Raw genomic sequence first — 12,461 nt, 5'->3', positions numbered from 1 at the left:
AACGAGAACACGCATGTCGATCGCAGGCACAAAGACAGCACGCGCTTTCGCCGTGGCAATATTGTCGGCGCTCGCCAGCGGTTGCATGAGCTACCAGCCGGCTCCCAAGGGGTTCAGCGAGGCGACGATCCAGCCCTACAGGCTGGACAGCGGCGACCGCCTCCGTGTCACCGTGTTCGAACAGCCGGCCCTGAGCGGCACGTACACCGTCGACCAGGCCGGCTACGTCGCTTTCCCACTGATCGGCGGAGTGCCGTCACGCGGCCATACGCTTCCGGAACTCGAGGGGATGATCGCATCCAAGCTGCGCGAAGGCTTTCTGCGCGATCCGGACGTGACCATCGAGGTGGATCGCTACCGCTCGGTCTTCATCATGGGCGAAGTGGGCCAATCCGGCCAATACAGCTACGTTCCGGGAATGACCGTGCAGAACGCCATCGCGGTCGCCGGCGGCTTCACGCCCCGCGCAAACCAGGCGAATGCCGATATCACCCGCAAGGTCAACGGCCGGATCATTACCGGTCGCGTGCCGATCACCGATCCGGTGCTTGCGGGCGACACGATCTATGTCCGCGAACGGCTGTTCTGAACCCATGCTCACCGAACGCCCCTTGCGCATCCTCCATTGCTTCAGATCGCCGATCGGCGGCATCTTCCGCCACGTTCGAGATCTCGCAGAGGCGCATGCGCAAGCAGGCCATCAGGTGGGAATTCTCTGCGACAGCACCACGGGCGGGTCCTACGAGGACGCGCTTTTCGACGAGATCCGTCCCTTTCTGGCACTCGGCATCGTCCGCACGCCGATCCATCGCACGATCGGGGCATCGGACATCGGCGCACTCTGGCGCAGCTACAAGCAAATCAGAAGCTTGCAACCGGATGTGCTGCACGGGCACGGCGCCAAGGGCGGCGTGCTGGCGCGCATCATCGGTTCAGCGCTGCGGGTCAACAAGTATCGCGTAGCCCGCCTCTATTCGCCCCACGGGGGCAGCCTTCACTATGAGCGGAGATCGCTGGCCGGCAGCGCCATCTTCCGGATGGAGCGCCTGCAGGAACGCCTGACCGACGCGCTCGTCTTCGTTTGCGATTTCGAGCGACAGACCTATTTCGCCAAGGTCGGGCGGCCCGCCGGGCGAAACGAGTTGATCTACAACGGCATTGGCGACTCGGAGTTCGCGCCGGTCGCGACCAGGCCGGACGTCGTCGATTTTCTCTATATCGGCATGATGCGTGACTTGAAGGGTCCCGATCTCTTTATCGAGAGTTTCGCAGCGGCAGAGCGTCTTGCGGGGCGGCCTTTATCGGGCCTGATGGTCGGCGACGGTCCGCAGCAATCCCAATATGCAGAAGCGATCGCGCGCATGGGGCTCGGCGACCGCATCAGGATGCGCCCGGCGATGAAGGCGCGCGACGCCTTTGCGCTTGCCCGCACCGTCGTCATTCCCTCTCGCGCCGAAGCGATGCCTTACATCCTTCTCGAAGCGCTCGCCGCCGGAAAACCGGTCATCGCGTCCCGCGTCGGCGGCATGCCGGAAGTGCTGGGTGCCGACAGCGGAGCGCTCGTCGAGCCGGCAAATGCAAGGGCACTTGCCGAGGTCATGGCCGCCGCCGCCGTCGACCAGGACTGGGCGGCCCGGACGATGCCCGATGCGGATCGCTTCAAGTCCCACTTCTCGGCTGCCGTTATGACAGGGCGGGTCATGCTGCTCTATCGCGAACTTACCGAGGAAACGCTCTTCGCCGAGCCGCGCCTTCGCACAACGTAAGCGTTTCTTAGTGGCTTTCTGCTATCCGGGCGTAGGGACAGCGCTCCGGAAAGCCACCATGAACCAGATTGACAGGCCCGAGACCTTCGATACCGAGGCGCTTCGCAAGAAGGTCTCCGAGATCCGAACCACGTCGCTCGACCGAAAAGAAGCCGACAAGACACCGACGCCGCTCAATCCGCTGGCCCGCCAGATCGCGCTGCAGTTCCAGGCCGATACCTATTCTCCGTCGATGATCATCGGCCTCATCCGCCTGCTCGATCTCTGCGCCCTCTTTGCGATCGGCTATGCGATCAATACGCAATATGTCCGTCCGGGGCTTCAGGAGTTACCGGTCTATCTCGCCATCCTCGTGCTCGGCTCGGCGCTGGCCGTGATCGCCATGCAGATCGCCGACACCTACCAGGTGCCGGCGCTCAGGGCCTGGCTCAGGATGACGCCGCGCGTTCTGGCCGCCTGGGTGGCGACCTTCGGTACCATCGCGCTGGTTCTCTTCTTCCTGAAATCGGGCCATCTCTATTCGCGCGTCTGGGTTGGCGGCTGGTTCGTCGCCGGTGCGCTGTTTCTCGTTTCCGAACGCGCCTTCATCGCCTACTCGATCCGGCATTGGTCGCGAAACGGCACCATGGAGCGCCGCGCGGTGATCGTCGGCGGCGGCACGCCGGCAAGAGACCTGATCCGCACCATCGAGCACCAGCCGGCCAACGACATCCGCATTTGCGGCATCTTCGACGATCGCGACGAGCGGCGCTCGCCACATGTGATCGCCGGTTACCCGAAGCTCGGGACCGTCGACGAACTCGTCGAGTTCGCGCGGCTCGCCCGGATCGACATGCTGATCTTCTCGCTGCCCCTGACGGCGGAGAAGCGCATTCTCGAGCTTTTGAGGAAGCTCTGGGTGCTGCCGGTCGACATTCGTCTCGCGGCCCATGCCAATAACCTGCGCTTTCGGCCGCGCAGCTACTCCCATGTCGGCCAAGTGCCGATGCTCGACATTTTCGACAAGCCGATCGCCGACTGGGATTCCGTCGCCAAACGATGCTTCGACGTCTTCTTCAGCGTCGTGGCGCTCGCCCTGCTCTGGCCCGTGATGCTGGTCGCCGCGATGGCCGTCAAGCTCACCTCGGCCGGCCCGATCATCTTCAAGCAGCAGCGCCACGGCTTCAACAACGAGATCATCGAAGTCTACAAATTCCGCTCGATGTACACGCACATGAGCGACCCGACCGCCCGCAACGCGGTGACGAAGGGCGATCCCCGCGTCACGCCGGTCGGCCGCTTCCTGCGCAAGTCCTCGATCGACGAGCTGCCGCAGATCTTCAACGTGCTGAAAGGCGAGCTCTCGCTTGTCGGACCGCGCCCGCATGCCGTTCTCGCCCAAACGCACAACCGCACCTACTCGGATGTCGTCGAGGGCTATTTCGCCCGCCACCGGGTCAAGCCAGGCGTCACCGGCTGGGCGCAGATCAACGGCTGGCGCGGCGAGATCGACAATGACGAGAAGATCCGCTTCCGCACCGCCTTCGACCTCTACTATATCGAGAACTGGTCGCTGCTTCTCGACCTCAAGATCCTGTTTCTGACGCCCATCCGACTGCTCAATACGGAAAACGCGTATTGATCGCCGCTGACACCTCCCAGGTCGCCATCGTTCGGCCGCAGCTCGCCGCGGTTTCGATCATCGGTTCAGCCCTCGTCGCCGCCGGCGTTTTCCTGTCGGGCTTCGTCATCGCAGAGCCCGCACCCTACGAAGTCTTCATGGCGGGCCTCATCGGCCTCTGGTCGCTCTTCGGGCTGAAGATTTCGCGCGCCATCGCCCCCCTGCTCGCCCTGCTCCTTCTCTTCATGGTCGGCGGCATCCTGTCGCTGACTGTGATGGTCGACCTCGCAACCGGGCCGACATACATGGCCGTCTCCGGCTTCCTGGCACTGACGGCCGTGTTCTTCGCGGCGATCATCGAAGACCGTCACCAGCGACTGGGGCTCATCTTCAACGCCTGGGTCTCGGCTGCCGTCATCACGGCCCTTCTCGGCATTCTCGGTTACTTCGGGGCGATCCCGGGCGCGGCCAACTTCACCCTTTATGACCGCGCCAAGGGAGCATTTCAGGATCCGAACGTCTTCGGGCCGTTTCTCGTCGCGCCGATGGTCTATCTGGTGCACGGCCTGCTGACGCAGCCGATCAAACGTGCTCCGTTGAAAATCGCCGGTCTTGTAGTCTTGACCCTCGGCGTCTTCCTCTCCTTCTCCCGCGCGGCCTGGGCGCTCAATCTCTTTTGCGTCGTCGCGCTGGTGTTCGTCATGCTCCTCAAGGAGCGGAGCGGGCTGTTCCGGCTCAGAATTCTCGTACTTACGCTCTGCGGCGCCCTCGTCGTCATGGCGGCACTCGCCGCCGCCCTGCAATCGGAGCAGGTGGCGACGCTCTTTTCAAGCCGCTCCCAACTCGTGCAGGATTACGACGGCGGGCACCTGGGGCGCTTCGACCGGCACCGGATCGGCTTCCTGATGGCGATGGAAAGGCCGCTCGGCATCGGCCCGCTGATGTTCGGCACGATCTTCCTGGAGGACGAGCACAATGTCTGGCTGAAATGCCTGACCTCCTATGGCTGGCTGGGCTTCGTCGCCTATGTGACGCTCATCGTCTGGACGCTCACGCTCGGCTTCCGGCTGCTGCTGCGCGACCGGCCCTGGCAGCCTTATCTGATGATCGCCTGGGTGACGCTCGTCGGCCATGTCGGGATCGGCAATGTCATCGACACAGACCACTGGCGCCATTTCTACCTGCTGCTCGGCATTGTCTGGGGATGCGCCGCGCTCGAATACCGCAATCGACGGGAGGGCCGCGCCGAAAAACTCGCCTTGCGTTGAAGCCGCCTGCGCTCGGAAAGCGGGCCCCGAAGGCGCCATAGAGCGCCCGACGAGGCCCGCATTCGCCGCTCTCCTGGCTTAGTCTTCGGCGGTTGCTTCTTCTTGCTGCAGCTTCTGCTGCAGGAGAAGCTCGTCTGCTGGCTTGGACTGTTCGGTCTTCGTGACGCTGGCCGTCGTGATTTCCCTGTCTGCCGGGTTCACCGAGGCCGTGGTGTCGTTGTGACCGAGACACGCGGCTGATGCTGCCGTCGCGGAAAGCGCGAGGGCGGCTGCAAGTACGAGGATGCGCTTCATGAGGCTTCTCCTGTTGTTGCAGGCGCAGTGTAGCCGCGCCTCTGCCGCCGACCAAATCACAAAACCGCTCGCCCGGTGCGCCCGACGTCACACCGCTTTCCTCAAAGCTGCGGAAGCGCAACCGAAAATCGATTTTCCCCTTGCGCCCTCCCTTTGTTCCGACTAAGGAGAGCGGGCTTGTAAAAAAGCGGGTCGGAGCGTAGCGCAGCCCGGTAGCGCACTTGACTGGGGGTCAAGGGGTCGTGGGTTCGAATCCCGCCGCTCCGACCATTTAATTACCTGAAAATCAAGGTTTATTCTGTTCCCGCCACCGGGGACGGATTTCCACTGTGGCGTTCATTTCAGATCGAACGAATTGCCAGCGAGTTGAGCAGCCAGGCCGAGTCGATCGAGATATCGATGCTGACGTCGTTGAGCAGGGCCCAGATCCGATCGGCCACGCCGACATAGACCCAGAGTTCGCGGCCGGCCGGGAAGGCCATCTCGGTGAACAGGTTGATGATTCGTCTTTCACCGGGGACCGCCTGGACGCTCGTGCCCGGGAAGCTCTCGCCGTCGCCCCGGCAATCGAGACCCGAGATGAACCATTGGTTGCTCACCTCGTTGGCCGGATCGACGTCATCCCAGTTCCAGAACACGGCCATCACGAGCCTGCCGCGCGTCGTGGCATGGAAGTCGGACCATCCGAACTCGTCATAGGTCGCGATATGATGGCGGCAAACGAGGGCCGACAGATCGGCCTTGACCTGGAGTATGCCGGTGCGAAGCGTCTTGAAGGGGACGAGATAGCCGTTCTCCCGGTAGGCGCAGAGCAGGTCCACATCGGACGCGTCGTCGTTCCGGGCGACAAGCTTGGATCCCATGCGGGCGGCGCAATCGAGATAGGAACGGTTCTCGACGATCGCTCCGTCGCCGGTCGCCTGGTTCTGATCAAGCCGATCCCAGCAGCCGCCGAAATGCGGGTAGAACAGCTTTTCCTTGTCCGGATCGGGCGGGGCGTACACGATCGGCGGCTGAACCAAGGCATCGGCCAGGCTTCCGACCACCGATTCATGAAAGTGAAACGCACTGTAGCCCTTCACCAACTGACCAAACTTGTCATAGGCACGGTCGTGCAGCCCCTTGACCGCCTTCAGGTCAACCTCGGCATTTCTGGCTTCGATCAGCGACTTGTAGCGTAGGCCGGGCCCGCGGGGATCATCCCGTCTTCCGCCCCGTGCGGCGCTGGCGATCCGGTCACGCAAGGCGGGCGGAAAGATCTGCCGTCGCTCTTCCCCGAACGACTGGCGCAGCGCATCCAGCCTATCCACCGTTGCGCGCCATTCCTCCTTCTGCCGACGCTGATAGATCGCCTGAAGCCGGTCCAGGACTTCGGGCGCCGACCGATCCGTTCTCGTGCGTTCAATATGGTCAGCAATCTGCATGGCTTCCTCCCGTGGTTGCGAATGCCGGCACCGCCCGGCCACGTCAATCGAGAGGTCGGATCGGCCCAGCGTATTGTGGCATGGAGTGCGCGCTTTACGTGTTACCTTTGGAACGTTGACCGCAGCCCGGGTTGGACCCGGACCATTACGGCCGCGGCTCGGGGCGGGAGGTAATGAACACGCCGACGGCGAGCATGATCGCCGCGATGACGGATGCCGTGAGCATCGAGGGTTGAAGGCGGAGCCAGAAGAATGCAAAGCCGAGCGCCATCAGCGACAACGCACATATCTTCGCGCCCCGCGATATCGCACCATCCTCTCGCCAGTCGCGCAGCGGCTGCCCGAACATGGGATGATCGAACAGCCATCGTTCGAGACGCGGAGACGATCGCGCAAAGAGCCAGGCAGCCACCAGCAGGAACGGGGTCGTCGGCAGAAGCGGCAGGAAAATGCCTGCCACGCCAATACCTACCATCACCCAACCGAGCCCGAGAAGAACAAGGCGCATGGAAAGATTCAACCGATTTCTCCTTGTCAGGGCATAAACCTGGCGGAGGGTTGCTCCGCATCCTGTGGCGGTCACAGTTTATCTGTCAATGCGACAGGACGGCGATCGCCGCGGCGGCAGCTTCCTATCTCGACCCCGGGCAGGGATGGTCGATCTGGAACAAGGACGGGCGGCGTCCGGGCTATCTGCTAACCCGTGGATGATCGGAGCCCGACACGGAATCGACGAATGGCGAGACGACGGATCGGATGGAAGCGAAAGCCTTAGTTTTCCAAGGCTGTCCTGTGGATGTCATTCATCGCCCGCTTGAGGTCGTCGATGGCGGATGTCGACGGCAGCGTCTCCCCCTCGAGTTCCGGCGGCAGCTTCCAGCCCGGCTCGACGCCCTGCATGTTCGGCAGTTCGTGGGCAATCCCCTTGTGGCAGTCGATGCAGGTGGCCTTGCCCGGCAGCAGGTAGCGGGTATGGATCTCGGCGGCGCGCTGCGTCTGCTTGGAAAGGTCCATCGCCGTCGACGAGTGGCAGTTGCGGCACTCGAGGCTGTCGTTCGCCTTCAACCTCGCCCATTCATGCTTGGCAAGTTCGAGGCGGTGGTCGAGGAATTTCTCGCGCGTATTGATGGTTCCGAAGATCTTGCCCCAGACCTCCTTCGAGGCCTGCATCTTGCGGGCGATCTTGTCCGTCCATTCATGCGGCACGTGGCAGTCCGGGCAGGACGCCCTGACGCCCGAGCGGTTGGAGAAATGAATGGTGCGCGTCAGTTCCTCATAGACGTTCGCCCGCATCTCATGACAGGAAACGCAGAAGGCTTCCGTATTGGTGAGCTCCAACGCGGTGTTGAAAGCACCCCAAAACATGACGCCGCCAACGAAGCCGCCGAGCGTCAGGAAGGCGAGGCTGAGGGTTGCGGCCGGCGTGGTGAGAACCTTCCACACCCAGAGCAGGACGCGCTTTATCCGAGCCATGGCCTACTCGCTCCCTGCCTGCTTGACGCCCATCTCGCTCATGTCCCTGAAGGTATTTTCGACGAGCGGACGCACATCGGCCTGCGGCACATGGCAGGCCGTGCAGAAATAGCGCCGCGGAGAAACGTCGGCGAGCATCTGGCCTTCGCGCGTCATGTAATGCGTGACGCTGATCATCGGCGCGCCGGTCTCCTGCGTGAGTTCGCGCTTGTGACAGGAGAGGCACCGGTTGGTGTTGACCGAAAGCTGGTAACCCTCGATCGAATGTGGAATGACCGGCGGCTGATCGGGATAGGCGCGCTCCTTGCGGGCATCGTCCACGACCCATTTGGGGATCGGATGCGCCTCCACCTCGCCCATCTCCTGCGGCGGTCCGGAAAGCTCCGGCACCCTTTCGCCGGCCATTTGCGCGATCGCCCCCGTTGCGACGAACAGGACCGCCAAAAGCGCCCCGAGCATGGATCCGGGACTTTTCATCATGCGACAGAGACGATTTTGACCGCGCATTTTTTGAAATCCGTCTGTTTGGAGATGGGATCGGTTGCGTCGAGCGTTACCTTGTTGATCAGCCTGCTGGCGTCGAACCAGGGTACGAAGATGACGCCCGGCGGCATGCGGTTGCGGCCGCGCGTCTCGACGCGGGCGCGAATTTCGCCGCGACGGGAAACGATCCGCACCTCGGCGCCCTGGTTGATACCGCGATCGCGGGCATCACCGGCATTCATGAAGCAGACCGCCCCGGGGAACGCCTTGTAGAGTTCCGGCACCCGCATCGTCATCGAGCCCGAGTGCCAATGCTCCAGCACGCGGCCCGTTACCAGCCAGACGTTGTATTCGTCGTCGGGCGATTCCGCCGGCGGTTCGTAGGGGACGGCAAGGATCACCGCCCTGCCGTCCGGGCGGCCATAGAACTTCACGCCCTCCCCCGGCTTCACATAGGGATCATAGCCCTCCCGGTAGCGCCACAGCGTCTCCTTGCCGTCGACGACGGGCCAGCGCAGCCCCCGTTCCTCGTGGTAACGGTCATAAGGCGCCAGGTCATGGCCGTGGCCGCGCCCGAAGGAGGCATATTCCTCGAACAGGCCTTTCTGGATGTAGAAGCCGAAGCCTTCCGCCTCGCGGTTGGCGTATTCCTTGTTGATCTCGCTTGCCGGGAACCGGTCGACATTGCCGTTCTTGAACAGCACCTCGTAGAGGGTCTTGCCGCGATAGCCTGGGTTGGCGTCGAGAATATCGGCCGGCCAGACCTCGTCGGTGGTGAAGCGCTTCGAGAATTCCACCATCTGCCAGAGATCGGACCGCGCCTCGCCCGGGGCGTTGACGAGTTGATGCCAGACATGGGTACGGCGCTCGGCATTGCCATAGGCACCCTCCTTCTCCACCCACATGGCGGCGGGTAGGATCAGGTCGGCGCTCATCGCCGTGATCGTCGGATAGACGTCGGAAACGACGATGAAGTTATCCGGATTGCGGTAGCCCTGGTAGGTCTCGTTCCCAGTATTGGGAGCCGCCTGGACGTTGTTGTTGACCTGAACCCAATAGAAGTTGAGCTTGCCGTCCTTCAGCATCCGGTCCTGCTCGACGGCGTGGTAGCCGGGCTTCTCCGGGATGAGGCCGTGGGGAACGCGCCAGATCTCCTCGGCGTGCTTGCGGTGCTCGGGATTGGTGACGGTCATGTCGGCCGGCAGCCGGTGGGCGAAGGTGCCGACCTCGCGTGCCGTCCCGCAGGCCGAAGGCTGGCCGGTCAGCGAGAAGGGGCTGTTGCCGGGCTCCGAGATCTTCCCGGTCAGGAGATGGAGGTTATAGACCATCTGGTTGACCCAGACGCCGCGCACGTGCTGGTTGAACCCCATGGTCCAGAGCGACATCACCTTGCGGTTGGGATTGGCATAGAGATCGGCCAATTGTTCGAGGAACCCGGCCTCGACGCCGGTCAGTTCGACGGTCTTGTCGAGCGTGTATTCCGAAACGAAAGTCTTGAAGCTCTCGAAGTCGCTCGGCGTCATCTTGGCCGCGTCCTTGGCGTTCTTCGCCTTGACCTCGAGCGGATTGTCGGGCCTCAGGCCGTAGCCGATGTCGGTCGCGCCGACCATGAAGGTCGTGTGCTTCTTGACGAAATCCTCATTCACCCGGCCCGTCTGGATGATGTGATTGGCGATGTAGTTGAGGATCGCCAGATCGGTGCCGGGCTTGAAGACGATCGGAATGTCGGCGAGGTCCATGCTGCGATGCGTGAAAGTCGACAGCACCGCCACCTTGACATGCTCGTGTCCAAGCCTCCGATCGGCGAGACGCGTCCACAGGATCGGGTGCATCTCCGCCATGTTCGAGCCCCAGAGCACGAAGGCGTCGGCATGCTCGAAATCGTCGTAGCATCCCATCGGCTCGTCCATGCCGAAGGTGCGCATGAAGGCGACGGCAGCCGAAGCCATGCAGTGGCGCGCATTGGGATCGAGATTGTTGGATCGGAACCCGGCGCGCATCAGCTTGGTGGCCGCATAGCCCTCGAAGATCGTCCATTGGCCGGAGCCGAACATTCCGACGGCGGTCGGTCCCTTCTCCTTCAGCACCCTCTTCGCCTGTTGCGCCATGACGTCGAAGGCTTCGTCCCAGCTGACCGGCTCGAACTCGCCATCCTTGGCAAAGGCGCCGTTGCGCTTGCGCATCAAGGGCGTTTTCAGGCGGTCGGCGCCGTACATGATCTTTGAAAGGAAGTAGCCCTTGATGCAGTTGAGGCCACGGTTGACCTCGGCCTGCATGTCGCCGTGGGTGGCGACGACCTGCCCCTCCTTGACGCCTACCATGACGCCGCAGCCCGTGCCGCAGAAGCGGCATGGTGCCTTCGCCCATTTGATCTGCAGCGCTTCCACACCGCCCGGCACGGGCTGCGCCGCGACGGGAAGCGCGATGCCTGCCGTCGCTGCGGCGATGCCGGCGGCATGCGCCTTCAAGATTTCACGCCGCGTCAATTCGCCGGTCATGGCGATCGTCTCCTTCGGATTCGACATGCTCAAACACCATATTGGCTGCCACCACGCCCTCGAGCACCGAGATGCGCGACAGGATTTCACCGAGCATTCCGGTGCTCGTGCCCTCGATCACAACGACGATCTTTCCGTCCTGATGCGCGTAAACCTCGACGTTCTGCATCTCTGCGAGCTGAGCGAGGACGCGCTCCTGCATAGGCGGCATCGTCACCACGACGGCGCTGGAAATGTGATAGAACGCACTCGCATCAGACAAAGGCGCGCCCCCTGTCGAATTCGCGAATGCCTATGGCCGCCACGGGGCAGACGGCGAGACAGGCGCCGCAGCCGGTACACGCCTCTTCCCTGAGCTCGGGCAGGAACGGTCCGCCGGCACGCGGACGGAACCGGATCGCCTCTGTCGGACAGCCGTCGCGACAGGCCTGGCATTCGGTGCCGTTCCTGGCGAGACAGCTCTCGCCGATCATCGCGACATGTGGAAAGGACTGTGGTCGGCCGGTGAAAACCGGCTCGGGACAGAGTTCCGCGCATTGGCCGCAGAAGGTGCACTCGGCGACGGAGAAATCGAGCGCCGGGCGATCCGCGATCAACCGGATGATGCGCGTCGGACAGGCGTCGACGCATTTCCCGCACCCCGTGCACGCTTCGAGGCTCGCCGCGCCGGGAGGGCGGACGCCTTGGCCCTGCCCTTCGTACAGGCCGCGCAGAAAATTCCGCCTCGATATGTCGATACCCTCGCCCATGCTACCCTCAGTGCACCGGCGGACCGGGCGGCCCGAAGACAAGCTGGAACATCCAGACGAGAAATCCGTAGGCACCGACCACACCCACGGCGACGATCGGCCAGATGCCGAACGCCAAGACGAGAAAGGTAAGGAACTCTGTCTTCCGCTGCGACCGCAAGGGGCTCGCCATGCTCGGATCGCCATCAGGCATCTCGCGTCTCCCTCCTCGACCACACGCGTCCCTCAGAAGTCTAGCGCGGTGAATGCAAAAATAAAGGGAGAGCCGTAACAATTTATCCGTTCGCTATTTCTTGACTATCCAAATTGATTTTCGTCAATTACTTGACAGTGGCGAGACGAAGTATCGCGCGCACTTAGTATTCCTAAAACATCAAGTTTCAGCTGTGCAATGACCCGGCGCACTTGGATTACATTGCGCCGGGAGTCGTTATACGCTCGTCATGCTGTCGATTGACTATTGAAGAGCAGCGGCAAGGGCCGCATGGAGGCGCTCCTGAGCCTTTTTCGGCAGCTTGACGCCCTTGACCTTCTCGACATTGGCAGGCGCGTCGCCGACGACCACGACGCCGACCATGCCCATGCCGACATGCGGTGCGCATTTGACGCCGTAAACGCCGGGCGCGTCGAACGTCACCTTGTATGTCTCGTTCATCTTGCCCTTGAAGGGCGTGGCGCCGTCGGGGATCATGTCCTTGATGGTCTCGACATTGTGCCCTTTGTCGGTCGGCACGAAAGTGACGCTGTCGCCCGGATTGACCTTGACGAATGCCGGCTCGAATACCATCGATCCTTCCGCGCCCTTGTTCAGCATATGAACCTCGAAGTCGGCGGCGAACGCGGTGCCGGTAAAGGCGGCAAGAATGGCGGCGACTGCAGCGCCCTTTGCGATTATGCGCACTGAAA

General features: G+C 62.7%; 14 protein-coding genes and 1 tRNA gene. 5 read left to right on the top strand and 10 right to left on the bottom strand.

Going from position 1 to position 12,461, the window contains the following annotated elements; translation table 11 throughout:
• Positions 1–13: 13 nt before the first annotated feature.
• From NGR_RS16345 to NGR_RS16330, 4 genes are read left to right on the top strand one after another with little or no spacing between them, the layout of a single operon-like run.
• A complete protein-coding gene (locus tag NGR_RS16345; protein ID WP_012707585.1) occupies positions 14–589 on the top strand; it encodes a polysaccharide biosynthesis/export family protein in 576 nt (191 codons plus the stop codon).
• A gap of 4 nt (positions 590–593) precedes the next feature.
• On the top strand, positions 594–1,766 hold the full coding sequence (locus NGR_RS16340) for a glycosyltransferase family 4 protein (protein WP_164924256.1): 1,173 nt from the start codon (positions 594–596) through the stop codon (positions 1,764–1,766).
• A 58-nt stretch (positions 1,767–1,824) separates the two neighbouring features.
• The gene (locus tag NGR_RS16335; RefSeq protein WP_164924255.1) at positions 1,825–3,387 is read left to right on the top strand and encodes an undecaprenyl-phosphate glucose phosphotransferase; all 1,563 of its coding nucleotides are present in this window, start codon (positions 1,825–1,827) and stop codon (positions 3,385–3,387) included.
• Positions 3,384–4,634: an O-antigen ligase family protein gene (locus tag NGR_RS16330; RefSeq protein ID WP_012707582.1), complete on the top strand. Its 1,251-nt coding sequence runs from the start codon at positions 3,384–3,386 to the stop codon at positions 4,632–4,634. Before NGR_RS16335 ends, NGR_RS16330 begins: the two co-directional genes overlap by 4 nt.
• A gap of 78 nt (positions 4,635–4,712) precedes the next feature.
• On the opposite strand, the gene NGR_RS16325 is transcribed toward NGR_RS16330, so the two are convergent.
• Complete coding sequence (locus NGR_RS16325) at positions 4,713–4,928, bottom strand: hypothetical protein (protein ID WP_012707581.1); 216 nt, start codon at positions 4,926–4,928, stop codon at positions 4,713–4,715.
• 193 nt (positions 4,929–5,121) lie between these two features.
• On the opposite strand from NGR_RS16325, the gene NGR_RS16320 reads away from it, so the two are divergent.
• Positions 5,122–5,198, top strand: a tRNA-Pro gene (locus NGR_RS16320).
• A gap of 71 nt (positions 5,199–5,269) precedes the next feature.
• On the opposite strand, the gene NGR_RS16315 is transcribed toward NGR_RS16320, so the two are convergent.
• The 9 genes from NGR_RS16315 to NGR_RS16275 all read right to left on the bottom strand — a co-directional run bounded on the left by NGR_RS16315 (position 5,270) and on the right by NGR_RS16275 (position 12,456).
• Positions 5,270–6,352 (bottom strand): hypothetical protein, encoded by a 1,083-nt coding sequence (locus NGR_RS16315; protein ID WP_012707580.1) that lies wholly within the window; start codon positions 6,350–6,352, stop codon positions 5,270–5,272.
• Between the two features lie 145 nt (positions 6,353–6,497).
• Entirely contained in the window at positions 6,498–6,872 is a 375-nt protein-coding gene (locus NGR_RS16310; protein ID WP_012707579.1) for a YbaN family protein, read from the bottom strand.
• 251 nt (positions 6,873–7,123) lie between these two features.
• Positions 7,124–7,825, bottom strand: coding sequence for a cytochrome c3 family protein (locus NGR_RS16305; protein ID WP_012707578.1), 702 nt, complete (start codon positions 7,823–7,825; stop codon positions 7,124–7,126).
• A 3-nt stretch (positions 7,826–7,828) separates the two neighbouring features.
• Positions 7,829–8,284, bottom strand: a complete 456-nt coding sequence (locus NGR_RS16300; protein WP_240545194.1) for a nitrate reductase cytochrome c-type subunit — start codon at positions 8,282–8,284, stop codon at positions 7,829–7,831.
• Positions 8,285–8,301: 17 nt separating this feature from the next.
• Positions 8,302–10,806 carry a periplasmic nitrate reductase subunit alpha gene (gene napA / locus NGR_RS16295; RefSeq protein WP_164924604.1) on the bottom strand — a complete coding sequence of 835 codons (2,505 nt, stop codon included), beginning with the start codon at positions 10,804–10,806 and terminating at the stop codon, positions 8,302–8,304.
• Complete coding sequence (locus NGR_RS16290) at positions 10,781–11,068, bottom strand: chaperone NapD (protein ID WP_012707575.1); 288 nt, start codon at positions 11,066–11,068, stop codon at positions 10,781–10,783. The genes napA and NGR_RS16290 overlap by 26 nt, the downstream gene beginning before the upstream one ends.
• Entirely contained in the window at positions 11,061–11,555 is a 495-nt protein-coding gene (napF, locus tag NGR_RS16285) for a ferredoxin-type protein NapF (RefSeq protein ID WP_012707574.1), read from the bottom strand. Before napF ends, NGR_RS16290 begins: the two co-directional genes overlap by 8 nt.
• A 7-nt stretch (positions 11,556–11,562) precedes the next feature.
• The gene (gene napE / locus NGR_RS16280) at positions 11,563–11,748 is read right to left on the bottom strand and encodes a periplasmic nitrate reductase, NapE protein (RefSeq protein WP_012707573.1); all 186 of its coding nucleotides are present in this window, start codon (positions 11,746–11,748) and stop codon (positions 11,563–11,565) included.
• A 264-nt stretch (positions 11,749–12,012) separates the two neighbouring features.
• Positions 12,013–12,456: a pseudoazurin gene (locus tag NGR_RS16275; RefSeq protein WP_012707572.1), complete on the bottom strand. Its 444-nt coding sequence runs from the start codon at positions 12,454–12,456 to the stop codon at positions 12,013–12,015.
• Positions 12,457–12,461 lie beyond the last annotated feature (5 nt).

This window comes from Sinorhizobium fredii NGR234 (assembly GCF_000018545.1).
In the GTDB taxonomy this organism is placed as follows: Bacteria; Pseudomonadota; Alphaproteobacteria; order Rhizobiales; family Rhizobiaceae; genus Sinorhizobium; species Sinorhizobium fredii_A.
Note: the sequence above shows the minus strand (reverse complement) of the source record. Positions and strands in the feature narration are given on the sequence as shown.